We start from the raw sequence: 22,671 nt of genomic DNA, 5'->3' as shown, positions 1-22,671 counted from the left end.
CGGTCAGCGGCGAGCCGCGAGCGTCGCGGCGAGCCACTCCAGCGCCTCCGGAACGCTGGTGACGGAGGGGGCGGGCGGCGCGGGTGGGCGGTCGATCAGCACGACGGGCAGACCCAGCTCGCGGGCGGCCACCAGCTTCGCGGCGGTCAGCTCGCCGCCGCTGTCGCGGGCGACGAGCGCCTCGATGCGGTGCTCTCGCAGCAGCGCGCGCTCGCCGTCCGTCGTGAAGGGGCCGCGCGCGAGCACCAGGTGGTGGCGTCGCGGCAGCGGCGGGGGTGGCGGGTCGACCGCGCGCAGCAGGCACCAGGCATCGACCCCGGCGAACGCGGGCAGGTCGCCGCTTCCGGTGGCGAGGAACAGCCGGTCCCCCAGCTCGGGCGCGACCGAGGCGGCGGTGGCGGCGTCCGGCACGCGGTGCCAGCGGTCCCCCGGCCCCTCGGTCCAGCCCGGCCGGCGCAGCACCAGCAGCGGCAGGCCCGCGGCGGTCGTCGCGGCCACGGCGTTGGCGCTGATGCGGGCGGCGAAGGGGTGGGTGGCGTCGACGACGGCGTCGGTGCCGTGCCCGCGCAGCCACGCGGCGAGCCCGTCGGCGCCGCCGAACCCCCCGATGCGGACCTCGCCGCACGGCAGGCGCGGCACCGCCACCCGGCCGGCGAGCGACGTGGTGACGGTGAACCCGGGGTCGCGGTGGAGCGCGGCGGCGAGGCGGCGCGCCTCCGCGGTGCCGCCGAGCACGAGCACGCCGGCCGGGCTCACCGGCGCCGCCGCAACAGGTAGGTGTCCATGATCCAGCCCTTGCGCGCGCGCAGCTCGCCGCGCCGACGCACGATCTCGCCCTTCGCGTCCTCGACCGGCCCGTGCACGAGCACCTCGTCCGGCGTGCCGAGGTAGGCGCCCCAGTAGATGTCCCACTCCCCGTCGGGCAGCGCCGCGAAGGCGTCCACCGCGTCGAGCATGACGACGACGTCGTCGACGCCGGGCGGTGGGCCCTCGTCGGCGAGCCTGCGCCCGGTCGTCACGGTGAACGGGCCCCCGACCCGGTTGAGCGGGATCCGGTGGGCGGCGGCGAGGGCCTGCACCGCGCTGATGCCCGGGATCGACTCCACCGCGAACGCGACGCCGCCGCGCCCGCGGATCCGGTCGAGGATCCGCAGCGTCCCGTCGTAGAGGGCGGGGTCGCCCCACACCAGGAACGCCCCGCGCCCGTCCGCCCCGAGCTCGTCGGCGATCATCCGCTCGTACAGCGCCGCCCTGCGCTCCTGCCAGTCCGCCACCGCGCCCGCGTAGCGGCCGCTCGGCGCGCTGCGGTCCCGCTGCGGGTCGGGGGCGGTCACGACGCGGTGGGGGCGGGTCACGTGGCGGGCGATCATCGCCTCGCGCAGCCCGGCGAGCTCGGCCTTGCCCTCGCCCTTGTCGATCATGAAGAAGACGTCGGTGCGGTTCATCGCGGCGATCGCCTGGAGCGTGAGGTGCTCGGGGTTGCCCGCGCCGATGCCGATCACGTAGATCGTGCGCACGCCCTACCCCCTACCCGCGTCCGGCGCGTCGGGCGGGGCGGTGTCCGGCACCCGCAGCACGAGCGTGTGCGGGTCGACGCGGATCGACAGCTCCTGCGCGGTGCCCACGGGGTCGCCGTCGATCTGGCACGGCTGCGGGGTCTCGGCCTTGATCACGATCGAGCGGGCCTGCCAGTGCTCGACGCGCTCGTCGCCGCGGGGCCGCCGGGTGATCACGCGCAGCGCCACCGCGATCCAGCCGGCGACCGTGCCCGGCGCGAGGCTCACCACGTCGAGCACGCCGTCGTCGATCGTCGCGCGCGGCATGAGGACGAGCCCGCCGAGCAGCGTGCCGCTGTTGCCGACGAGCACGGTGCGGGTGCGGCGCCGCATCGGGGGCCCGTCGTCGAGGGTCAGGGTCACGCGCATCCGCCTGCCCCGCATCGCGCGCAGGCCCGAGATCACGTAGGCGAGCGGGCCGACCTTGACCTTCAGCGCCTCCGGCGTGCTCTCCATGATCCGCGCGTCGAAGCCGGTGCCCGCCATCACGAGGAACACCCGCTCGTCCTCGGCGCCGTCGATGCGGATGCGGCCGACGTCGATGATCCGGTCGTCGCCGGTGAGGGCCACCCGGGTCGCGGCGGCGATGCTGTCGGGCGTGCCGACGGTGCGGGCGAGCAGGTTCCCGGTGCCGACGGGCACCAGACCCATGGCCACCCCCGTGCCGGCGAGCGCCTCGGCGACCGAGCGGACGGTGCCGTCACCGCCACATGCGAGCACGACGTCGGCGCCCTTCTCGATCGCGAGCTTCGCCTGCCCGGTGCCGGGGTCCTCGACGGTGGTCTCCAGCCACAGCGGCTCGGCCCAGCCCAGGCCCGTGCAGACGGACTCGATGCGGTGCCGGTCCCCCGGTTCGATCTTCGTGGGGTTGACCACCACCGCGGGGAGGGGCCGGTCCTCCGGATCGGCCGCGAGCGTGTCGGGATCGACGCGGTGGCGGCGGCCCCGGACCAGCACGAGCGCGAGCAGCCCCAGCACGGGCAGCATCGCGAGCGCGAGGACCCACCACTCGTTCACGGCGGAACCCTATGCGGCGTCGTGGCCCCGGGCGGCGCGGTGTCCGCCACACGCCCGGGCGGCGCACCCCTCCGCGTGACGGGCGCGTTTCAGGCCGCGACCAGGTGGTGCGGGTCGGCGTAGGGCAGGCCGAGGTCGCGGGCGACCTGGGCGTTGGTCAGCGCGCCCTGGTGGGTCGACAGGCCCGCGGCGAGCGCCGGGTCGGCGGCGAGCGCGTCGGCCCAGCCCTGGTTGGCCAGCCGCAGCACGTACGGCAGCGTGGCGTTGGTCAGCGCGAAGGTCGAGGTGTGCGGAACCGCGCCGGGCATGTTGGCCACGCAGTAGAAGACCGAGCCGTGCACGGTGTAGGTGGGGTCGGCGTGCGTGGTGGGCCGGGAGTCGGCGAAGCAGCCGCCCTGGTCGATCGCGACGTCGACGAGCACCGAGCCGGGCTTCATCCGCCGCACGAGGTCGTTGCTCACCAGCCGCGGCGCTCGGGCCCCCGGCACGAGCACGGCGCCGATCACGAGGTCGGCCTCGAGGCAGGCCCGCTCCAGCTCGTGGTTGGTCGACGCCAACGTGCGGACCCGGCCTGCGTAGCGCTCGTCGATGCGGCGCAGCTTGGCGATGTCGACGTCGAGCACGGTGACCTCGGCGCCCAGCCCGACGGCCATGGCCACCGCGTTCTGGCCCGCGACGCCCGCGCCGATCACCACGACGTCGGCCGGCCGCACCCCCGGCACCCCACCGAGCAGGACGCCGCGCCCGCCGGCCGCCTTCAGAAGGGCGTTCGCCCCCGCCTGCGGTGCGAGCCGGCCCGCGACCTCGCTCATGGGCGCGAGCAGCGGCAGCGAGCCGTCCGGCAGGCGCACGGTCTCGTAGGCGATCGCCGTGGTGCCCGCGGCGAGCAGGGCCTGGGTGCACTCCCTCGAGGCGGCCAGGTGCAGGTAGGTGAACAGCACCTGGTCGCGGCGCAGCCGGTGGTACTCCTCCTCGATCGGCTCCTTCACCTTGAGCACCAGGTCCGCGGCGCCCCACACGTCGTCGGCCGTGGGGACGATGCGCGCGCCCGCCGCCTCGAAGTCCTCGTCGCCGATCGAGCTGCCGACGCCCGCACCGCGCTCGACGAGCACGTGGTGCCCGGCGCGGGTGAGCTCCTGCGCCCCTGCCGGGGTGAGCGCCACCCGGTACTCGTGGTTCTTGACCTCGCGGGGAACACCGATCCTCATGGAGGGAGGATGAAGATGCTGCCGGTCGAGGGCAACTTCACCCGCAGGAGATTCGGTATCCTCCCCAGATGCCGTTGCCACCTGCAGGAGCGCGTCCCGAACGGGCGATCCGGCCGCACGACGTTCGGCTCGACGCCACGGACCGCGCGATCCTGCGGGTCCTCGCCGACGACGCCCGCATCTCCAACAAGGAGCTGGCCGACCGGGTCGGCATCGCCCAGTCCACCTGCCTCGCCCGCGTGCGCGCGCTGCGCGCGGGCGGCGTCATCCGCGGCTTCCACGCCGACATCGACCCGCGCGCCCTCGGCCACGACCTCGAGGCGATGATCGCCATCCGGCTCCAGCCGACCGCCCGCGGCAGCCTCACCGAGCACGTCGCCGCGCTGTCGCGGCGGCCGGAGGTGCTCGACGTCTACTTCGTCGCGGGCGCCAACGACTTCCTGCTGCACGTCGCCACCCCCAGCACCGACGCCCTGCGCGCGTTCGTGGCCGACCACCTCAACCGCGACCCGGCCATCGCGGGCACCGAGACCAGCCTGATCTTCGAGCACACCCGCGCGGCGGGACGGCGGGGAATCTGATCCGCCGATCGGCGCTGCAGCCTCGTACGATGAGAGCTCAATTGACTCCGGGGGGCAGCGTGGACGTCGATCCTGTCGAGGAATTCCCGGTTCTCGCGCGCCTGCTGCAGGCCGCCGCCGACCGCGGCGAGGGCACCGTGCTCGGCCTCGCGCCGCCCGGCCGCTCGCGCATCGGCCGCGTGTCGCGCGTCGACCCGAAGGTGTTCGCCGAGCGGCTCGCCGCCGCCTACCGCGAGCGCTCGCCCGCGATGATCCGCTACGCCACCCGCAAGGTCGGTGACCCGAGCCGCGCCGAGGACGTCGTCCAGCGCGCGTTCGAGAAGATCCTGCGCCGCCAGCAGGGCGACCCTCCCGAGATCACCAACATCCAGGCCTACGTCCACACCGCCGTCTGCAACGAGATCAACCGCGAGCTGCGCGAGGTGATCCCCGCCCGGGCCACCGTCAGCATCGACGACCCGGACCGCGCCGACGACACCCCCAGCTCCCCGGTCGACGTCTCCACCCAGGTCACCGACGCCGCGCTGCTGCGCGACGCGCTCGCCTCGCTCTCCCCGCGCGAGCGCGAGGCCGTCGTGATGCGGATGCAGTGGCAGCTGTCCGTCGCCGAGGCGGCGGAGATCATGCAGCTGTCCACGGGGGCGGTGAAGCGGTACACGTCCGACGGGTTGCGGCGGCTGCGGGAGCGGCTGGATCCGGCGATCGTGGCGTAGGCGGGTTCCGCGGGACCTGCTGTGGTGTCCTGGGTGGCCTCCTGGCGGCGCTGCGGCCGGGTTGTGCGCGCCGCTTCTCACAGGTCAAGGGCGCTGCGCGTCTTGCGGGATCGCTGTCGCGACCCTCGCTGCGATCAAGGAGCGAGGCTATGGGGGTACTGGGCCGCGGACACCCTGGCCGAGATGGGCGCGCACGTGCACCTGGCGGTGAGCCGGGCAGCACCCGTGGTGGGCGCCGGTCGCGCAGGTCATGACCGCCGTCCCGTGCCGGGAACCACGGCGTGGTCACCCCTGTGATCGACCGCTCCCACCGCGGAAACACCCGAAGAAAGATCAGCAGCCGCAAACCTGGAGTTGACCGGCCCCACTCCTTCAGGCGTTCCACGTTTCAGGTTCCGCGGAACCTCTCTCGTGCCCCGAAATTGTCAGCCCCGGGTGGGATCCTCACCTCACACACCCGGTGAGGAGGAATCCCCGATGCCCGGCGCCGTCGCCCCGTTCCCCACTTCGATCGATGCCCTGAGCGATCACCAGGTCGAAACCGCGCTGCTCGGGATCGCCGGTCACATCGCCGCCGCCCAGTGCCGGTTCCTGCAATACCTGGCCGAGTTCGACGCACGCAAGCTGTGGGCGGCGTGCGACGGGGTCACATCCTGTGCGCACTGGGTGTCGTGGAAGATCGGCATGAACATCCGCACCGCCAACGAACACCTGCGCATCGCCCGGGCGCTGCGCAAGCTCCCGGTGGTCACCGCCGCGTTCGCGGCCGGTGAGTTGACCTATTCGAAGGTGCGGGCGATCAGCCGGGTCATCGGCGACGACACCTCCACCCTGGTGCGGATCGCCCAACAGCTCGCCGACGGCACCTCGAACCTACCGAACACCAGGGTCGCTGACCCGGAGGCCGCCGAGCGGGTCCTGCTCGCCATCGCCCGCTACGGCACCGCCGCCCACCTCGAACGCCTCATCCACGCCACCCGCCAACTCATCACCCCACCCCAGAACCAGGCGGCGCGACGGTCGCTCAGCTGGCGGTGGGCCGACGACGGCACCCTGGAACTGCGGGCCCGCCTCACCCCCGAGGAGGGGGCGAGGCTGATCGCCGAGATCGAGGCCCGCACCCCGAAACGCACACCGACCGCCCCCGACCTCGCACCCCAGCCGGCGGACCTGGTGGAGCGGGCGCGGGAGCAGGAACCGGGCCTCGTGGCCGACGGCATCGCCGCCCGTCGGGCCGACGCGCTCATGGCGTTGGTGACCGGCCGCACCGAGGACGGGAAGGTGGTGGAGCGGGGCCACGCCGAGGTGATCGTCCACGTGGATGCCTCCACCGGCACGGCCCGCCTCGACGGCGGGCCGGCGCTTGCCCCCGCCACCGCGCGACGGCTCGCGTGTGATGCCAAGGTGCAGCTCCTGCTCGACGATCGGGCCGGCAACCGCATGTACCTCGGCCGCTCCCGCCGCCTCGCCACCGACACCCAGATCCGGGCACTGACCGCCCGCGACGGGCAGCGCTGCCAATTCCCCGGCTGCCCCCACACCCGCTACCTCAACGCCCACCACATCATCCCCTGGCAGGCGGGCGGCCCAACCGACATCGACAACCTCATCATGATCTGCACGTACCACCACACGGTCGTGCACGACCACGGCTACCGGATCCACCGCGTGAATGGTCGGTGGGAGTTCCGGCGCCCAGACGGAACACCCGTGCCCGAGGCGGCCGAGCCACTGAGCGGGAAAGCAGAAAGCCTGGTGGAGATGCACACCAGGGCAGGCCTGCACATCAACCACACCACCATCAAGACGAAATGGCAGGGCGACAGCCTCGACATCGACTACGTCCTCGGCCTGCTCCTGCTACCGAAGCGGATCCCGGCGGCCGCGTGAAAAGCAGGTTCCGCGGAACCTGATCGCAGGCCTCAGACCCCCAGGAATTCCGCGAGCCCGCCGAGCAGGCGGTCGACGTCGTTGTCGTCGACGTACGGCGCCAGGCCGATCCGCAGCGCCCCGGTGTCGCCGAGGCCGAGGCGCCGGGACGGTTCGAGGGCGTAGAAGGAGCCCGCCGGCGCGTGCACGCCCCGCTCGGCCAGGAACGCGTAGGCGTCCGCGGGGTCCCGGTCGGCGAACGTGGCGAGCAGGGTCGGGGTGCGCTGGGCCGCGCGCGACAGGACGGTGACGCCGGGCAGGGCGGCGAGGCCGTCCTCGATCCGTCGGCGGAGGCGGTCCTCGTGGGCGCCGATCGCGCTCATGGCGGTGACGAGCCGGTCGCGGCGGGACGCGCCGGTGCCGAGCCCGGCGAGGAAGTCGATCGCCGCGGTGGTGCCCGCCAGCAGCTCGTACGGCAGGGTGCCGAGCTCGAAACGCTCGGGCACCACGTTCGTCGAGGGCAGCAGCTTCTGCGGGCGCAGCTCCTCCAGCAGGGCGGGCGCGGCGGCGAGCACACCGCAGTGCGGGCCGAGGAACTTGTACGGCGAGCAGACGAGGAAGTCCGCGCCCAGGGAATCGATGTGCAGGGGCAGGTGGGCGGCGGCGTGCACGGCGTCGACGTAGACCAGGGCGCCCGCGTCGTGGGCGAGGTCGGCGATCGCGCGGACCGGCGGGCAGGTGCCGAGCAGGTTCGACGCGGCCGTGACCGCCACCAGCCGCGTGCGCGGCGACAGGACCGCGGCAACGGCGTCCGCGGACAGCTCGGCGGTGGCCGGGTCGAACTCCGCCCAGCGCACCTCGGCGCCGACCGCCTCTGCGGCGATCAGCCACGGCCGGACGTTCGCGTCGTGGTCGAGGGACGAGACCACGACCTCGTCGCCGGGGGCCCACGTGGCTGCGAGCGTGCGGGCGAAGTCGAACGTGATCTGCGTCATGGAGCGGCCGAACACGACGCCGCCCGGGTCGGCGCCGAGCAGGTCGGCGACGGCACGGCGCGCGGCCACGACGATCTCGTCGGCGGCCCGCTCCCCCGCGGTGACGCGGCCCCGGTTGGCCAGCGGGGCCACCAGCGCGCCCGCGACCGCTTCGGCGACGGCGCGGGGCACCTGGGAGCCGCCCGGGCCGTCGAAGTGGGCGTACCCGGCGTCCAGGGCGGGGAAGTGCGCGCGGACCGCCGCGACGTCGTAGGTGACCACGTCAGCCTGACCCAGCGTCACCACTCCTCGTGGTGCTCGGGGGCGCCCTCCGACCCGACGGCGCGGTGCCTGCCCTCGCGCAGGCCGCGCTGGTAGGTGCTGAGCCGGTCACGGACGCGATCGGGGGCGCGTTCCTTCGGGGTGACGTGCTGGGCGGCGCCGTTGCGCCGGCCGTTGCGCTCGGTGGAGCGCGGCGGGGGCACGAGCTGGTCGCCAGGGCGGCGGCGGGGCAGGCCGCTGGCGGTGGTGGGGAGGTCGGTCTCGGGGCGGGCGGCACGGGCGGCGGCCTGGCGCCACTCGTCGTCCTGCGGGGTCTCCCAGTCCAGAGGCCCGGACCCGCCGCCGTCGTCGCGGAACCAGGCCGAGGCGATCGCCTCGAAGATCGGGGTGGCGTAGCGGTCGTCGATCGGCTCGAGCGGGAGGTCGACCAGCGGCCCGAACAGCTCGTCGACCTGGGACGACGTCGAGGGCTGGTAGGTGGGCGCGTCGTCGAAGGAGGGCGCGGGCTGCGTGCTGCCGTTGGTCGGGGCCGTCGGGGAGCTCGACCCGTTGCTTCCGTTCGTGGGCAGCCGCGCCTCGAACCCGGACTCGTAGGACGACAGCGACGACAGCGACGAGAGCCCGGTGCGGTCGGAGCGCACCTCCGGGGGCGGGGTCAGCGGCTGCTCCACGGTGACCGCGGCGGGCGGGCAGTGCACGCTCGCGACGAGGCCCGACCCGCTGGCCGGCGGGCCGCCGGGCGGCTGGCGCAGGACGACGCCGTGGCGGGAGCGGCGGGCGAGCTCCTCGGCCGCGGCGGCGGCGCGCCGGCCGCCGAGCCCGTCCGGGTCGTGGCGGGCCGCGCCGCCCACGACCGCGTCGACGGTGACCCCGCCGTTGCCGCTCCCCCGCCCCGCCGGGGTCTCCAGGCGGCTCACCAGCTCGATGCGCGCCCCGGGGTACACCGCGGTGACGTGGTCGACGAGCTCGGCGAGCACCTGCACGAGCTCGACCGACGCGGCGGGCGCGACGGACGCGGCGGGGGCGGGCCGGACGTCCACCCGGTGGGTCTCCTCGGCGAGCGCTGCGGCCTCCGCGACGAGGTCGCCGAGGCCGCGCGGGCCCGGCGAGCGCACACCGGGTTCGTGGCCCGCGAGCAGGAGCAGCCCGTCGGCGTCGCGGCGCATCCGGCGCGCGGTCTCCTGCAGCTCGGGCAGGCCGGGCGGCTCGGGGTAGAGCTGCGCGGCCTGCAGCCGCTCCAGCAGCTCGATGTGCCGGTCGAGCCGGGCCTGCAGCCGCCGCGCGATGCCGGCGGCCGTGTCGTCGCCACCACGATCCCCGCCGCGCTCCCCCGCACGTTCCACGCCACGATCGCCGGCGCCGGCGTGCCAGCGGTCGGTGCCCGCAGCGGATCCGAGGTGCCCGAGGTAGCCCGAGTCTCCCTCGTAACCCCTGTCCACCAGTGGTCCTCTCCAACGGGTCGGTGCCTCGCGCCGGCTCATGTCGAAGCGGCGTGACGCGCGTCACGCTCGGGCGTGCGGCCGGCTGCCCTGGCGTCGCACGCTACCTCGCAGCGGGCTCCAACCGACCGCCGCCGCGAAGAGTGCGCTCAGGGCGCGGCTTCCTGCGACGGGCGGCCCGGACGGCTCCTGACCTGCGCCGGACGGCACGCACCGTAACCCATTCGAGTGGCTCTCGCCTACCAGCGGGTGGCGAGCGGCCGCATTCCCGTCGTCGAGTGGTAGATGCTCGCCGGACCGATGAGTTCCGCTGCCGCGGGAGGTCACAAGTCTGCGCCGGGCGTGACCGCGCCCGGCCACGACGAACGCGAGGGAGACCCCCATGACCCGAGTACGGGTGCTCGTCGGCACGCGGAAGGGTGCCTTCGTGCTCACCGCGGACGGCACGCGCGCGGACTGGGAGGTGAGCGGGCCGCACTTCGCCGGTTGGGAGATCTACCACGTGGCGGGGTCGCCCGCCGACCCCGACCGGCTCTACGCATCCCAGTCCGGCGGGTGGTTCGGGCAGATCGTGCAGCGGTCCGACGACGGCGGCGCCACCTGGTCGCCGGTCGGCAACGAGTTCGCCTACGCCGGTGTCCCCGGGACCCACCAGTGGTACGACGGCACCCCGCACCCGTGGGAGTTCGCGCGGGTGTGGCACCTCGAGCCGTCGGCCACCGACCCGGACACCGTGCTCGCGGGCGTCGAGGACGCGGCGTTGTTCCGCACCACCGACGGCGGCGCGACGTGGCAGGAGCTGCCCGGCCTGCGCGAACACGGCTCCGGGTCCAGCTGGCAGCCCGGCGCGGGCGGGTTGTGCCTGCACACGATCCTGGTCGACCCGCGAGACCCCGCGCGCATGCACGTGGCGATCTCCGCGGCGGGCGTGTTCCGCACCGGCGACGGCGGCGCGTCCTGGGAGCCGGCCAACCGCGGCCTGCGCTCCGAGGGCATCCCGGACTCCGACGCCGAGGTGGGCCACTGCGTGCACCACCTCGCGATGCACCCCGATCGCCCCGACACGCTCTACATGCAGAAGCACTGGGACGTGATGCGCAGCGACGACGGCGGCGCGCACTGGTACGACATCGGCGACGGCCTGCCCAGCGACTTCGGGTTCCCGATCGAGGTGCACGCCCACGACCCGGAGACCGTCTACGTCGTGCCGATCACCAGCGATTCCGTCCACTACCCGCCCGACGGCCGCCTGCGCGTCTACCGCAGCCGCACCGGCGGCAAGGAGTGGGAGCCGCTCACGGCGGGCCTGCTGCAGCAGCACTGCTACGTCAACGTCCTGCGCGACGCGATGGCCGTCGACTCCCTCGACGAGTGCGGGGTCTACTTCGGCACGACCGGCGGCCAGGTCTACGCCTCGGCCGACGCGGGCGAGGTGTGGGCGCCGATCGTGTCGAACCTGCCCGCGGTGCTGTCGGTCCAGGTCCAGACCCTGCCATGAGCGCGCCGGAGGTCCAGTCGACGACCGTGCGGGTGAAGCTGCCCGCGCACCTGCGCAAGCTCGCCCAGGTCGACGGCGAGGTGCGGCTCGCCGTCGCAGCGCCGGTCACGCAGCGTTCCGTGCTCGACGCGCTCGAGGCCCGCCATCCGGTGCTGCGCGGCACCATCCGCGACCACAGCACGCAGCGGCGCCGTGCCTTCGTGCGGTTCTTCGCCTGCGAGCAGGACCTCTCGCACGAGGAGCCGGACACCCCGCTCCCCGCCGCGGTGGCGGCGGGGGCGGAGCCGTTCCTCGTGGTGGGCGCGATGGCCGGCGGCTAGGTGTACCCGGCCGCTACTCGAACCGGCTCGGGTCGCCCGCGCCGCGGCGGACGATCACCGGCTCCGGGCCGGTCAGGTCGACGACCGTGGTCGGCTCGGTGCCGCAGTCGCCCGAGTCGACCACGGCGTCGACCATGCCGTCGAGCCGTTCCTTGATCTCCCAGCCCTGGGTGAGCGGCTCCGGCTCGTCGGGCAGCAGGAGCGTCGACGACAGCAGCGGCTCCCCCAGCTCCTCGAGCAGCGCCTGCACCACGGTGTGCTGGGGGATGCGCACGCCCACGGTCTTCTTCTTGGGGTGCAGCATCCGCCGCGGCACCTCCTTGGTGGCCGGGAGGATGAACGTGTAGCTGCCGGGCGTCGCGGACTTCACCGCCCGGAACACCAGGTTGTCGATGCGCACGAACTGCCCCAGCTGGGCGAAGTCCTTGCACACCAGCGTGAAGTGGTGCTTGTCGTCGAGCCGGCGGATCTTGCGGATCCGGTCGAGACCCGCCGCGTCGCCGAGCTGGCAACCGAGTGCGAAGCAGGAGTCGGTGGGGTAGACGATCAGCCCTCCGCTCCGGACGATGTCGGCGACCTGGCTGATCGCACGCCGTTGGGGATCCACCGGGTGGACATCGAAGTACCGCGCCATGACGCGGAGCGTAGGGCGCTTTGCCCGATCCGTCAGATCGGAACTCGCAGCTCGCGGCGAGCGATCACCGCAACGGGCGGCCTCAGCGCGGGCTGGTGATCCTCTCCTGGGCCACCGTCCAGGCCCGCGCCTGCTCGCTCATGGTGATGCCGAGGCCGGGCCGGTCGGACAGGTGCATGCGCCCGTCGCGGATCTCGAGCCGTTCGTCGAACAGCGGGTGGAGCCAGTCGAAGTGCTCGACCCACGGCTCGATCGGGTAGGCCGCCGCGAGGTGGACGTGGATCTCCATCGCGAAGTGCGGCGCGAGCTGCAGGTGGCGGTGCTCGGCGAGCGCGGCGAGCTTGAGGAACTGGGTGATGCCGCCGATCCGCGGGGCGTCGGGCTGCAGGACGTCGACCGCGCCGTGGCGGATCAGCTCGGCGTGCTCGGCGACGCTGGTGAGCATCTCGCCGGAGGCGATCGCGGTGTCCAGCGACCGGGCGAGCGCGGCGTGCCCCTCGGCGTCGTAGGCGTCGAGCGGCTCCTCGATCCAGACGAGGTCGAACTCCTCGAGCGCCCGCCCGACCCGCATCGCGGTGGGGCGGTCCCACTGCTGGTTGGCGTCGACCATGAGCGGCGCGTCCCCGATGCGCTCGCGGACGGCGCGAACCCGCCGCAGGTCCTCGGCGGGGTCGGGCTGCCCAACCTTGATCTTGATGCCGCCGACGCCGGAGGCCAGGGTGCGGGTGGCGTTGTCGCAGACCTGCTCGATCGGCTCGTGCAGGAAGCCGCCGGAGGTGTTGTAGCAGCGCACCGAGTCGCGGTGGGCGCCGAGCAGCTTCGCCAGCGGCAGGCCGGCGCGCTTGGCCTTGAGGTCCCACAGCGCCACGTCGATCGCGGCCAGCGCCTGGGTGGCCGCACCGCTGCGTCCGACGGAGGCGCCCGCCCAGACGAGCTTGGTCCACAGCCGTCCGATGTCGTTGGGGTCCTCCCCGATCAGGTCCGGCGCGACCTCGCGGGCGTGGGCGAACTGGGCGGGCCCGCCCGCCCGCTTCGAGTAGCTGAACCCGACGCCCTCGAGCCCCGCCTCGGTGGTGATCTCGGCGAAGAGGAAGGCGACCTCGGTCATCGGCCGCTGCCTGCCGGTGAGCACCTTCGCGTCGCTGATGCCGGTCGGCAGCGGCAGCGTCACCGACGAGAGCGTGACCGAGCTGATCCGGTCCAGGACGGCGGACATGCGGCTCCTTCGCAAGCGGGGTCGGCGGACGAGGCTCAGCGGACGAGGCTCAGCGGACGAGGCAGGGGCGCTTGGGGTCGAACTCCCAGCCCGGGACGAGGTACTGCATGGCCACGGAGTCGTCGCGCCCGCCGAGGCCGTGCTCGCGGTACAGCTCGTGGGCGGCGGCGAGGGCGTCCGGGTCGAGCTCCACGCCCAGGCCGGGTGCGGTCGGCACCGCGATCGCGCCGTCGCGGATCTGCAGCGGGGCCGTGGTGAGCGCCTGCCCGTCCTGCCAGATCCAGTGCGTGTCGAGCGCGGTGATCGGCCCGGGCGCGGCCGCGCCGACGTGGGTGAACATCGCGAGCGACACGTCGAAGTGGTTGTTGGAGTGCGAGCCCCAGGTCAGCCCGAAGGCGGAGCAGAGCTGGGCGACGCGGACGGATCCGCGCATGGTCCAGAAGTGCGGGTCGGCGAGCGGGATGTCGACCGCGTCGGCGCGCAGGGCGTGCGCGAGCTGCCGCCAGTCCGTGGCGATCATGTTGGTGGCGGTGGGCAGGCCGGTGGCGCGGCGGAACTCGGCCATGACCTCGCGGCCCGAGTAGCCGCCCTCGGCCCCCACCGGGTCCTCGGCGTAGGCGAGCACGTCGTGCAGGTCGCGGCACAGCTCGATCGCCTCCGCGAGCGGCCAGGCGCCGTTGGGGTCGAGGGTGATGCGCGCGTCCGGGAAGCGCTCGGCGAGCGCGCGCACCGCGGCGACCTCCTCCGCACCTGCGAACACCCCGCCCTTGAGCTTGAAGTCGGTGAACCCGTAGCGGGCCTGGGCGGCCTCGGCGAGGGCGACGACGTCGTTCGGGGTGAGCGCGGGCTCGCGGCGCAGCCGCTCCCAATCGTCGGCCGGGTTGTCCTCGGCGACGTAGGGCAGGTCGGTGGCCCTGCGGTCGCCGACGTAGAACAGGTAGCCCAGCACCGGCACCGAGTCGCGCTGCTGCCCGTCGCCGAGCAGCTCGGCGACCGGCACGCCCAGCTGCTGGCCGAGCAGGTCGAGCAACGCCGACTCCAGCGCGGTGACCGCGTGGACCGTGGTGCGCTGGTCGAAGGTCTGCAGCCCGCGCCCGCCCGCGTCCCGGTCGGCGAACGCGTCGGCCACCGACCGCAGCAGCGAGCCGGCCCGCGCCACCGGCCGCCCGACGAGCTCCTCGGCCGCGTCGGCGATCGTGCGCCGGATCGCCTCCCCGCCGGGGGCCTCGCCGACGCCGGTGCGGCCCGCGCTGTCGGTGACGATCGCGATCGTGCGGGTGAAGAACGGCCCGTGCGCGCCGCTCAGGTTGAGCAGCATGCTGTCGTGGCCCGCGACGGGCACGACCTCCACCCGCGCCACCGTCGGGTTCGCCGGGGCCATCACGACACCTTCTGCACCAGGGCGGCCAGCTCGGCGCGCTCGTCGTCGGTGAGGTCGGTGAGCGGCGGGCGCACGCGGCCGCCGTCGCGGCCCACGGCCGTGAGCCCCGCCTTGATGATCGACACCGCGTAGCCCTTCCCGCGGTCGCGGATGTCGAGGTAGGGGATCACGAACTCCGACAGCAGCCGGTACACCGTCTTCCGGTCCTGCCTGCGGACCGCGCCGTAGAAGCGCAGCGCGAACTCGGGCAGGAAGTTGTAGAGCGCCGACGAGTAGGTGCTCACGCCCAGCTGCAACAGCGGCAGCGCGAACGTCTCCGCGGTGGGCAGGCCGCCGATGTAGGTCAGCCGGTCGCCGAGGCGGGCGTAGATGCGGGTGAGCCGCTCGATGTCGCCGACGCCGTCCTTGAACCCGACGAGGTTGGGGTTGCGGTCGGCGAGCTCGGCCACGGTGGCGTCGGTGAGCACGGCGTTGGCGCGGTTGTAGAAGATCACGCCCAGGTCGGTGGCCCGGCAGACGGCGCTGACGTGCTCGGCGAGGCCGCGCTGGCCGGCCTCGGTGAGGTACGGCGGGAACAGCAGCACGCCCGAGGCGCCGGCGTCCTGCGCGGCCTTCGCCTGGGCGACCGCGAGCGCGGTGCCGCCGGTGGCCGGGGCGATGACGGGGACGCGGTCGCCCACCTCGTCCACCGCCGCCCGGACCACCCGGTCGACCTCGGGCGGGGTGAGCGAGAAGCCCTCCCCCGTCCCGCCGGCCGCGAACAGGCCTGCGACGTCGAACCCGGCCTGCCAGGCCAGGTGCTCCCGGTAGCGGGGCTCGTCGAACCGCAGGTCGTCGTCGAACAGGGTCACGGGGAACGACAGCAGGCCGGACCGCAGCCGGTCGGCGAGGACATCCGGGGGCAGCAGCGTCACGCGGGACACCGTAGGAATCGCCACGATGCCTGTCCAAGAGCAGTTCCGCATGGCGCGATACCCGCCGGGTATCAGACGGCGGGGCGGTAGCCCTCGAGCGCCTCGAGCACCCGCCACAGCGCGGGGTTGGCCGACTCCCGGGCCCACAGCAGGTGCAGCTCGGCCGGCTCGGGGACGGGCATCGCCATCCGCACGAAGCCGACGCCCTCGATCCGCAGCCGCGTGGCCGACGCCGGGACGAACGCGATGCCGCGGCCCGCCGCGACCAGCCAGAGCATCGTCAGCACCTGGCTCACGACGTGGACGATGTTCTCCTGCGGGATCTGCACGACCCCGGCGATCAGGTCGTAGAAGTAGCGCGCCTTCGTGGGCGAGTGCATGACGACCGGCTCGCCGGCGACGTCGTCGGCCGTGGCGTCGCGACCCAGCCCCAGCAGCCGGTGCCCCGCGGGCGCGGCGACGAGCAGCGCCTCGCGGTGCAGCAGGCGGGAGTCGAACGTGTCGCGGTCGAACGGGGGGCGGGCGAGGCCGAGGTCGATCTCGCGGTTGGCCAGCGCGGCGACCTGCTCGCGGGTGACCATCTCCACGAGGTCGACGTCGACGTCGGGCAGCCGCCTGCCGAGCTCGTTGAGCAGCCCGCCGAGGATGCCGTAGGTGGACGCCGCGGTGAAGCCGATGCGCACCACGCCGCTGGTGCCCGAGGAGACCCGGCGCGCGAGGTCCGGGGCGGCGTCGGCGAGCGCGAGCAGCCGCCGCGCCTCGGTCAGGAACACCCGGCCCGCGGCCGTGAGGCTCACCCGCCGGTTGTCGCGCACCAGCAGCTGCGCGCCGACGGCCCGCTCCAGCTTCTGGATCTGGCGGGAGAGCGGCGGCTGGGTCATCTTCAGGCGGGCGGCGGCCCGGCCGAAGTGCAGCTCGTCGGCCACCGCCACGAACCCGCGCAGCTGCTCGAGCGTGTACGCCATGCACGAACGGTATCAATCCATGCCGCATCGGAGTTGGACAGGCATGATCGGCGTTCCTAGGCTGCCCCGGCAAGCCGGTTGCGGCATCTCGAAGGGGAGAACGGGATGAGATCGATCGCCGCTCGGGAGCGCACCCCGCAGGACGGCATCCGCGCGGGTGGAGCGTGGTGAGCGAGCAGCGGTTCCCCGACGCGCCCGCCGACCCGCAGGAGGCCGAACGCGAGGTGCGGCCGCCGCTCGCCGGGCCGGTGACCGACGTCGTCGTCGCGCTCGCGGTGGTGGGGCTCGGCGTGGCCGCCCTGGTCGGCTCGCTCGCGCTCGGGGCGGGCAGCCCGCGCACGCCCGGCACCGGCACGTGGCCGCTGCTGGTGAGCATCGCGCTCGTCGGCCTCGGGCTCGGGCTGCTGGCGCTCTCCGGGCGGACCCGCGACGCGGAGCGGTTCACCCGCGCGAGCCTGCACGTGCTCGCCGGCCTCGCCACCATGATCGGCTTCGTCGCGGTCGTGCGGGTGATCGGTTTCGAGATCCCGGCGACGCTGCTCATGCTCGTGTGGCTGCGGTTCCTCGGCCGCGAGCCCTGGCGGACGTCGATCGTCACGAGCCTCGCCGCGGTGGTCGTGCTCTACGTCGTCTTCGTCGGGCTGCTCGCGATCCCGATCCCGCACATGTTCTAGAGGGGCCTCACCCGTGGACCTGACTCCGGTGGTGGAGGGCTTCGGCGTCGTGCTGGAGCCGACCAACCTCCTGTTCTGCCTGATCGGCGTGGTCGTCGGCATGCTGGTCGGGGTGCTGCCCGGGCTCGGCCCCGCGGCCACGATCGCGATCCTGTTGCCGATCACGTTCGGGCTCGAGCCGGTCACCGCGATCATCATGCTGGCCGGGATCTTCTACGGCGCCCAGTACGGCGGCACGATCACGTCGGTGCTGCTGCGGCTGCCCGGCGAGGCGTCGTCGGTGGTCACCGTGTTCGACGGGTACGCCCTCGCCCGCCAGGGCCGGGCGGGCACCGCGCTGGGCATCGCCGCGATCGGCTCGTTCGTCGGTGGGACGGTGTCGATCGTCGCTCTGTCGCTGGTCGCGCCGGTCGTCGCGGGCTTCGCACTCGACTTCGGGCCGCCGGAGTACACCGCGCTCGCCCTGCTCGGCATCCTGCTCGTCGCCACCGTCTCCAGCGGGCACCGGGTGAAGGCGCTCGTCGCGGCGTGCGTCGGGCTCCTGCTCGCCACGGTGGGCCGCGACAGCTTCACCGGGGCCGCGCGGTTCACCTTCGACAACCTCTCGCTGGCCGACGGCATCGACTTCGTGCCGATCGCGATGGGCCTGTTCGGGCTCGGGGAGATCCTCTACAACCTCGAGGAACGCCACCGCCGGGTGCAGGCCCCGGCGCGGGTCGCCGACGTGTGGCCGTCCCGGTCCGACCTGCGGGCGTCGTCGGGGGCGATCGGGCGGGGGTCGGCGATCGGGTTCGTGCTCGGCGTGCTGCCCGGCGGCGGCGCCACGATCGCCTCGCTCGCGGCCTACGGGATCGAGAAGCGCCGCGCGAAGCGGCCGGAACGGTTCGGGCAGGGCGCGGTCGAGGGCGTCGCGGCGCCGGAGACGGCGAACAACGCGGCCGCGACCTCGTCGTTCATCCCGCTGCTGACCTTGGGCATCCCGGCGAACGCGACCATGGCGGTGATCTTCGGGGCTCTGCTGATCCAGGGCGTCACCCCGGGCCCGCGGCTGGTGGACGAGCACCCCGACCTGTTCTGGGGCGTGGTCAACTCGATGTACATCGGCAACATCCTGTTGCTGATCATGAGTATCCCGCTGGTCGGGCTGTTCGTGCGGATCCTGCGCGTGCGCGCCACGATCCTCGCGCCGATCACGGTGCTGATCACCCTCATCGGGGTCTACACCGTGGGCAACGACGTCTTCGACATCGCGCTCGTGATCGCGTTCGGCGCGCTGGGCTACCTCATGAAGAAGCTCGGGTTCGAGCCCGGCCCGCTGGTGCTGGCCTTCGTCCTCGGCTCGCTGCTGGAGGACTCCCTGCGCCGGTCGCTGATCATCTTCGAGGGCGACGCCACCGGGTTCCTCACCCGCCCGATCTCCGGCACGCTGCTGGCCGCGTTCGCGGTGGTCGCCCTCCTGCCGCTGGTCCGGGCCGCGCTCACCCGGCGCCGCGCGCGCACGCCCATGTGATCGCCGGCCGGGCCTGGCCGCGCTCGGGCCGCCTCAGCGGGTGGGCTCCGGCACGCAGAAGTCCAGGTCGCAGCCCTGGTCGGCGCCCAGCACCGTCCGGTGGAACAGCCGCCCGTATCCGGTGGACGGGCCGGGCGGTGGCGGCGGCAGCTCGCGGCGGCGCCGCTCCAGCTCGGCGTCGTCGACGAGCAGGTCGAGCCGGGCCTCGCGCACCGAGAGCCGGATCCGGTCGCCGGTGCGCACGAGCGCGAGCGGGCCGCCCGCCGCCGCCTCCGGCGTGACGTGCAGGACGATCGTGCCGTAGGCCGTGCCGCTCATCCGCGCGTCGGAGATGCGCACCATGTCCCGCACGCCGGCCCTGGCGAGCTTCGCGGGGATCGGCAGGTAGCCCGCCTCCGGCATGCCCGCCCCGCGCGGACCCGCGTTCTGCAGCACCAGCACGTCGTCCGGCTCGACGTCGAGGTCGGGGTCGTCGATGCGGGCCGCGAGGTCCTCCAGCGAGGTGAACACGACGGCGCGGCCGGTGGTCTCGAACAGCGCCGGGTCGGCGGCCGACCGCTTGATCACCGCGCCCCGCGGGGCCAGCGTGCCGCGCAGCCAGACCAGGCCGCCCACCGGGCGCGCCGGTGCGGAGGCCGGGCGCACGACCGACCGGTCGACCCAGCGCGGCCCGTCGCCGAGCACCTCGCCGAGGGTCTGCCCGGTGACGGTCGGGGCGGACAGGTCGAGCAGGTCGCGCAGCTCGTGCAGCACCGCGGCGAGACCGCCGGAGGCGTGCAGGTCCTCCATGTAGTGCTCGCCGGTGGGCTTGAGCTCGACGAGGACGGGCGTGGTGTCGCTCAGGGCGTTGAGCTCGTCCGGGTCGACGCGCAGGCCGAGCCGCCCGACCGCGGCGGTGAGGTGGATGAGCGCGTTGGTCGAGCCGCCGATCGCGAGCAGCACGCGCAGCGCGTTGCGCACCGACGCGGGCGTGACGACCTGATCCGGGGTGCGGCCGGCGCGCGCGATCTCCACGGCGGCCGCGCCGGTGGCCTCGCCGACGCGCAGCCGGTCGGCGTGCACCGCGGGGGCGGTGGCGCTGCCGGGCAGCGCCATGCCGAGCGCCTCGGCGAGGCAGGCCATCGTGCTGGCCGTGCCCATCACCGCGCAGGTGCCGGCGGTGGTGGCGAGGTTGCGCTCCACCTCGGCGATCTCGGCGTCGTCGACCTCGCCCGCCCGGTAGCGGGCCCAGAACCGGCGGCAGTCGGTGCAGGCGCCGAGCCGCTCGCCGCGGTAGCGCCCGGTGGACATCGGCCCGGTGACGAGCTGGATCGCCGGGCGGCCCGCCGAGAACGCGCCCATCAGCTGGGCGGGCACGGTCTTGTCGCAGCCGCCGACCAGCACCACGGCGTCCATCGGCTGGGCCCGCACCATCTCCTCGACGTCCATCGCCATGAGATTGCGGAACACCATCGAGGTCGGCGCGAGGAAGCTCTCCCCCAGCGAGACCGTCGGGAACGCCATCGGCAGCCCGCCCGCGGCGAGCACCCCGCGCTCCACCGCCGCGACCAGCTCCGGCTGGGCCCGGTGGCACGGGTTGAAGTCGCTCGGCGAGGTGGCGATGCCGACCACCGGCCGGTCGAGCGACTCCGGCGACCGCCCGCTCGCGTGCAGGAAACTGCGGCGCAGGAACCGCGAGAACGCGACGTCGCCGTAGTTGGCGAAGCCCCGGTCCAGACCGCTCACGAAGCGACCCCCAGCGCGTGGGGGGTGCGCCGCAGGTGCTCCAGCAGCACCGGCAGCAGCGCCTGCGGTGCGGGGGCGGCGGGCGGGCGCACCGCGGGGGTGTCGATCAGCCCGCGGTGCACGAGGCTGTGCTTGCGCAGCGCGAGCGCGATCCGGGCCTGGAACTCGAAGTTGACCAGCGGCAGGTAGTCCCGCCACACCTCGCGGGCCGCGGCGAACCCGCCGTCGCGGAACGCCGACACGCACGCGATCAGGCCCTCGGGCACCGAGAACCCGGTCATGGCCCCGGCCGAGCCGACGGCGAGCTCGTCGAGCAGGCCGGTGCCGCCGAGGCCGCCGAACACCGGCACGTCCAGGCCCGCGGCGAGGGTGGCGACGGCGGGCGGGCTCGGCGACGACTCGGACTTCACCGCCACCGCGGCCGGGATCCGCCGCACCGCGGCGACCAGGTCGTCGGCGGCGATCGAGACCCCGCTCACCACCGGGTAGTCCTGCACGACGATCCCCTGGCCGGTGCGCTCGGCGACCGTGGTCATCTGCTCGACCACGGCGTCCGGGTCGGGCGAAGCGACCTGCACCATGAGCCCGGCGGGCGGCCGGTCGAGCGCGTCGAGCACGTTCGCCGCCTCGGCGCAGGCCGCCTCGACGTCCAGCGCGGACAACCCGACCACCAGCGGCAGGTCACCGGCGGCCGCGGCGACGGTCCGCACCACGGTGCTCCGCTCGTCCGGGGTGAGGCGGGCCGCCTCCCCGAACACGCCGAGCGCGGTGAGGCCGGTGGCGCCGATGCGCACGTAGTGCTCGACCTGACGGGTGAGCGACGCGGTGTCGACCCCCGACCCGTCGGCGGTGAGCGGCGTGGCGAGCACGCCCCACACCCCGGGTGCGAGCTTCTGGACGGTCATGCGGTTCCCCTCGTCGTCACGGATGGCGGCCACGACAGGCAACACCGCAGGCAACACGGCAGGCAGCACGGCAGGCGCTGCGGGTTGTCCGCCCCGATCATGCGACACCCGGGCTCGCGCCGCGGCGGGTGCCCGCCCCGGGTCAGCGGGCGGCGGGCTGGAACAGCTCGACGAGGTTGCCCGCCGGGTCGGCGAGCAGGACCTGCCGCCCTCCGGGGCCTGCGACGAGGTCGCTGCGCAGCGGCAGCCCGGCCACGCGGAGCCGGTCGATCTCGGCGTCCAGGTCGTCGACGATCAGGTGGATCCGGTTGCGCCCGGCACCGCGGGCGTCCTCCGGGGTGGCGCGGGCGCCGGAGCTGGTCGGTCCGGACAGCAGCAGCCGCAGCGGGCCCCGCATCACCTCGGCGAACGCGGGCACGGCGTTCAGGCCGACGGTGAAGCCGAGGTGGGTGGTGTAGAAGTCGAGCGCGGCCGGCACGTCGTCGACGACGTACCGGACGCTCGCGTGCTGCTCGGTCGCGGTCACGGCTGGACCTCCTCGCGGTCGGTGGTGGCGAGCACCGGCACCAGGTGCCGGACGCGGACGTCGATCTCGGCCGCGGTCCGCCGGAAGGCGGCGGCCTCGTCGGGGGGCTCGGGGATGCTCCAGTGCACCCGCCGCGTGCGCGCGCCGAAGTCGGGCACGGCCTCGCGGGCCTTGTCGCACAGGGTCACCACGCAGTCGAACGCGCGGTCCGCGACGCGGTCGAGGGGTTGGGGGCGCCGGTCCGCGACGTCGATGCCGAACTGCTCGCGCAGCACGCGCACCGTGCGCGGGTGCAGTTCGGGCCGGGGCCGGGTCCCGGCGCTCGTCACGGCCGCGCGGCCGCCGGTGTGGCGGCGCAGCAGCGCTTCGGCGATCGGCGAGCGGGCGCTGTTGCCGGTGCACACGAACAGCACCGTCACGCCCGGGGCCGGTGCGCCGTCGGGGCCCGGGCGCAGCGCCGGGTGGAGCGCGGGTCCGCACTCGGCCAGCGCCTGCGCGCAGCGGCGCAGGTCGAGGTGGTAGTAGCTGTCGCGGCCGTCGAACGTGCTGCGCGTGGCGCGGACCAGCCCGGCGTCGCGCAGCAGCCTCAGGTGGTAGGAGACGGCGTTCTGCGGCTCACCGACCCGCGCGACGAGCTCACGCACCCGCAGATCGCTCTCGGCGAGCGCGCGCAGGAGCTGCCACCGCACCGGGTGGGCCGCCATCCGGACGAAGGTGGGCGGGCCGGCATCAGCCATGCCGGAGAGAGTACATCAAACCAGCTT

The 22,671-nt window shown here is 74.3% G+C and carries 22 protein-coding genes; 7 read left to right on the top strand and 15 right to left on the bottom strand.

Annotated elements, in window-relative coordinates:
• Positions 1 to 3 precede the first annotated feature (3 nt).
• The 4 genes from VKZ81_RS28500 to ald all read right to left on the bottom strand — a co-directional run bounded on the left by VKZ81_RS28500 (position 4) and on the right by ald (position 3,781).
• Positions 4 to 756, bottom strand: coding sequence for a cobalt-precorrin-6A reductase (locus VKZ81_RS28500; RefSeq protein ID WP_324244805.1), 753 nt, complete (start codon positions 754 to 756; stop codon positions 4 to 6).
• Positions 753 to 1,517, bottom strand: coding sequence for a precorrin-6A synthase (deacetylating) (gene cobF, locus VKZ81_RS28495; protein ID WP_324244804.1), 765 nt, complete (start codon positions 1,515 to 1,517; stop codon positions 753 to 755). The genes VKZ81_RS28500 and cobF overlap by 4 nt, the downstream gene beginning before the upstream one ends.
• A gap of 3 nt (positions 1,518 to 1,520) precedes the next feature.
• Positions 1,521 to 2,573 carry a diacylglycerol/lipid kinase family protein gene (locus VKZ81_RS28490; RefSeq protein ID WP_324244803.1) on the bottom strand — a complete coding sequence of 351 codons (1,053 nt, stop codon included), beginning with the start codon at positions 2,571 to 2,573 and terminating at the stop codon, positions 1,521 to 1,523.
• Between the two features lie 89 nt (positions 2,574 to 2,662).
• Positions 2,663 to 3,781, bottom strand: coding sequence for an alanine dehydrogenase (gene ald / locus VKZ81_RS28485; RefSeq protein WP_324244802.1), 1,119 nt, complete (start codon positions 3,779 to 3,781; stop codon positions 2,663 to 2,665).
• Between the two features lie 68 nt (positions 3,782 to 3,849).
• On the opposite strand from ald, the gene VKZ81_RS28480 reads away from it, so the two are divergent.
• From VKZ81_RS28480 to VKZ81_RS28470, 3 genes are all read left to right on the top strand, one after another.
• Entirely contained in the window at positions 3,850 to 4,362 is a 513-nt protein-coding gene (locus VKZ81_RS28480; protein WP_324244801.1) for an Lrp/AsnC family transcriptional regulator, read from the top strand.
• 59 nt (positions 4,363 to 4,421) lie between these two features.
• Positions 4,422 to 5,075 carry an RNA polymerase sigma factor gene (locus VKZ81_RS28475; RefSeq protein WP_324244800.1) on the top strand — a complete coding sequence of 218 codons (654 nt, stop codon included), beginning with the start codon at positions 4,422 to 4,424 and terminating at the stop codon, positions 5,073 to 5,075.
• A 477-nt stretch (positions 5,076 to 5,552) separates the two neighbouring features.
• Positions 5,553 to 6,965: an HNH endonuclease signature motif containing protein gene (locus VKZ81_RS28470; RefSeq protein ID WP_324244799.1), complete on the top strand. Its 1,413-nt coding sequence runs from the start codon at positions 5,553 to 5,555 to the stop codon at positions 6,963 to 6,965.
• A gap of 32 nt (positions 6,966 to 6,997) precedes the next feature.
• Here VKZ81_RS28470 and VKZ81_RS28465 read toward each other — a convergent pair whose 3' ends face one another.
• Positions 6,998 to 8,221: a cysteine desulfurase-like protein gene (locus VKZ81_RS28465; RefSeq protein WP_324244798.1), complete on the bottom strand. Its 1,224-nt coding sequence runs from the start codon at positions 8,219 to 8,221 to the stop codon at positions 6,998 to 7,000.
• Entirely contained in the window at positions 8,218 to 9,639 is a 1,422-nt protein-coding gene (locus VKZ81_RS28460; protein WP_324244797.1) for a hypothetical protein, read from the bottom strand. The genes VKZ81_RS28465 and VKZ81_RS28460 overlap by 4 nt, the downstream gene beginning before the upstream one ends.
• Positions 9,640 to 10,021: 382 nt before the next feature.
• Between VKZ81_RS28460 and VKZ81_RS28455 the strand changes: the two genes are divergently transcribed.
• The gene (locus tag VKZ81_RS28455) at positions 10,022 to 11,137 is read left to right on the top strand and encodes a WD40/YVTN/BNR-like repeat-containing protein (protein ID WP_324244796.1); all 1,116 of its coding nucleotides are present in this window, start codon (positions 10,022 to 10,024) and stop codon (positions 11,135 to 11,137) included.
• Positions 11,134 to 11,457, top strand: coding sequence for a MoaD/ThiS family protein (locus VKZ81_RS28450; RefSeq protein WP_324244795.1), 324 nt, complete (start codon positions 11,134 to 11,136; stop codon positions 11,455 to 11,457). Before VKZ81_RS28455 ends, VKZ81_RS28450 begins: the two co-directional genes overlap by 4 nt.
• A gap of 13 nt (positions 11,458 to 11,470) precedes the next feature.
• Here VKZ81_RS28450 and VKZ81_RS28445 read toward each other — a convergent pair whose 3' ends face one another.
• The 5 genes from VKZ81_RS28445 to VKZ81_RS28425 form a co-directional block, all read right to left on the bottom strand.
• The gene (locus VKZ81_RS28445; protein ID WP_324244794.1) at positions 11,471 to 12,091 is read right to left on the bottom strand and encodes an L-threonylcarbamoyladenylate synthase; all 621 of its coding nucleotides are present in this window, start codon (positions 12,089 to 12,091) and stop codon (positions 11,471 to 11,473) included.
• 82 nt (positions 12,092 to 12,173) lie between these two features.
• Positions 12,174 to 13,307, bottom strand: coding sequence for an L-talarate/galactarate dehydratase (locus tag VKZ81_RS28440; protein ID WP_324244793.1), 1,134 nt, complete (start codon positions 13,305 to 13,307; stop codon positions 12,174 to 12,176).
• A 49-nt stretch (positions 13,308 to 13,356) separates the two neighbouring features.
• A complete protein-coding gene (locus VKZ81_RS28435) occupies positions 13,357 to 14,688 on the bottom strand; it encodes an enolase C-terminal domain-like protein (protein ID WP_324244792.1) in 1,332 nt (443 codons plus the stop codon).
• A complete protein-coding gene (kdgD, locus tag VKZ81_RS28430; protein WP_324244791.1) occupies positions 14,688 to 15,602 on the bottom strand; it encodes a 5-dehydro-4-deoxyglucarate dehydratase in 915 nt (304 codons plus the stop codon). The genes VKZ81_RS28435 and kdgD overlap by 1 nt, the downstream gene beginning before the upstream one ends.
• A gap of 71 nt (positions 15,603 to 15,673) precedes the next feature.
• Positions 15,674 to 16,567: a LysR family transcriptional regulator gene (locus VKZ81_RS28425; protein ID WP_324244790.1), complete on the bottom strand. Its 894-nt coding sequence runs from the start codon at positions 16,565 to 16,567 to the stop codon at positions 15,674 to 15,676.
• Between the two features lie 167 nt (positions 16,568 to 16,734).
• On the opposite strand from VKZ81_RS28425, the gene VKZ81_RS28420 reads away from it, so the two are divergent.
• Positions 16,735 to 17,241 carry a tripartite tricarboxylate transporter TctB family protein gene (locus tag VKZ81_RS28420; RefSeq protein ID WP_324244789.1) on the top strand — a complete coding sequence of 169 codons (507 nt, stop codon included), beginning with the start codon at positions 16,735 to 16,737 and terminating at the stop codon, positions 17,239 to 17,241.
• Between the two features lie 13 nt (positions 17,242 to 17,254).
• Positions 17,255 to 18,751 carry a tripartite tricarboxylate transporter permease gene (locus VKZ81_RS28415; RefSeq protein WP_324244788.1) on the top strand — a complete coding sequence of 499 codons (1,497 nt, stop codon included), beginning with the start codon at positions 17,255 to 17,257 and terminating at the stop codon, positions 18,749 to 18,751.
• A gap of 33 nt (positions 18,752 to 18,784) precedes the next feature.
• Here VKZ81_RS28415 and VKZ81_RS28410 read toward each other — a convergent pair whose 3' ends face one another.
• The 4 genes from VKZ81_RS28410 to VKZ81_RS28395 all read right to left on the bottom strand — a co-directional run bounded on the left by VKZ81_RS28410 (position 18,785) and on the right by VKZ81_RS28395 (position 22,644).
• Positions 18,785 to 20,476: a dihydroxy-acid dehydratase gene (locus VKZ81_RS28410; protein ID WP_324244787.1), complete on the bottom strand. Its 1,692-nt coding sequence runs from the start codon at positions 20,474 to 20,476 to the stop codon at positions 18,785 to 18,787.
• On the bottom strand, positions 20,473 to 21,381 hold the full coding sequence (locus VKZ81_RS28405) for a dihydrodipicolinate synthase family protein (protein WP_324244786.1): 909 nt from the start codon (positions 21,379 to 21,381) through the stop codon (positions 20,473 to 20,475). Before VKZ81_RS28405 ends, VKZ81_RS28410 begins: the two co-directional genes overlap by 4 nt.
• A gap of 142 nt (positions 21,382 to 21,523) precedes the next feature.
• The gene (locus VKZ81_RS28400) at positions 21,524 to 21,907 is read right to left on the bottom strand and encodes a VOC family protein (protein ID WP_324244785.1); all 384 of its coding nucleotides are present in this window, start codon (positions 21,905 to 21,907) and stop codon (positions 21,524 to 21,526) included.
• Entirely contained in the window at positions 21,904 to 22,644 is a 741-nt protein-coding gene (locus tag VKZ81_RS28395; RefSeq protein ID WP_324244784.1) for a metalloregulator ArsR/SmtB family transcription factor, read from the bottom strand. Before VKZ81_RS28395 ends, VKZ81_RS28400 begins: the two co-directional genes overlap by 4 nt.
• Positions 22,645 to 22,671 lie beyond the last annotated feature (27 nt).

The organism is Pseudonocardia sp. (assembly GCF_035305885.1).
GTDB lineage: Bacteria > Actinomycetota > Actinomycetes > Mycobacteriales > Pseudonocardiaceae > Pseudonocardia.
This window is presented reverse-complemented; position numbering and strand designations above follow the sequence as displayed.

Excerpts from the sequence above, each read along its gene's own strand:
- VKZ81_RS28450 (WP_324244795.1), top strand. The coding sequence starts at position 11,134 with ATGAGCGCGCCGGAGGTCCAGTCGACGACCGTGCGGGTGAAGCTGCCC.
- VKZ81_RS28445 (WP_324244794.1), bottom strand. The coding sequence starts at position 12,091 with ATGGCGCGGTACTTCGATGTCCACCCGGTGGATCCCCAACGGCGTGCG.
- VKZ81_RS28395 (WP_324244784.1), bottom strand. The coding sequence starts at position 22,644 with ATGGCTGATGCCGGCCCGCCCACCTTCGTCCGGATGGCGGCCCACCCG.
- ald (WP_324244802.1), bottom strand. The coding sequence starts at position 3,781 with ATGAGGATCGGTGTTCCCCGCGAGGTCAAGAACCACGAGTACCGGGTG.
- VKZ81_RS28470 (WP_324244799.1), top strand. The coding sequence starts at position 5,553 with ATGCCCGGCGCCGTCGCCCCGTTCCCCACTTCGATCGATGCCCTGAGC.
- VKZ81_RS28455 (WP_324244796.1), top strand. The coding sequence starts at position 10,022 with ATGACCCGAGTACGGGTGCTCGTCGGCACGCGGAAGGGTGCCTTCGTG.
- VKZ81_RS28440 (WP_324244793.1), bottom strand. The coding sequence starts at position 13,307 with ATGTCCGCCGTCCTGGACCGGATCAGCTCGGTCACGCTCTCGTCGGTG.
- VKZ81_RS28405 (WP_324244786.1), bottom strand. The coding sequence starts at position 21,381 with ATGACCGTCCAGAAGCTCGCACCCGGGGTGTGGGGCGTGCTCGCCACG.
- VKZ81_RS28480 (WP_324244801.1), top strand. The coding sequence starts at position 3,850 with ATGCCGTTGCCACCTGCAGGAGCGCGTCCCGAACGGGCGATCCGGCCG.
- VKZ81_RS28425 (WP_324244790.1), bottom strand. The coding sequence starts at position 16,567 with ATGGCGTACACGCTCGAGCAGCTGCGCGGGTTCGTGGCGGTGGCCGAC.
- VKZ81_RS28435 (WP_324244792.1), bottom strand. The coding sequence starts at position 14,688 with ATGGCCCCGGCGAACCCGACGGTGGCGCGGGTGGAGGTCGTGCCCGTC.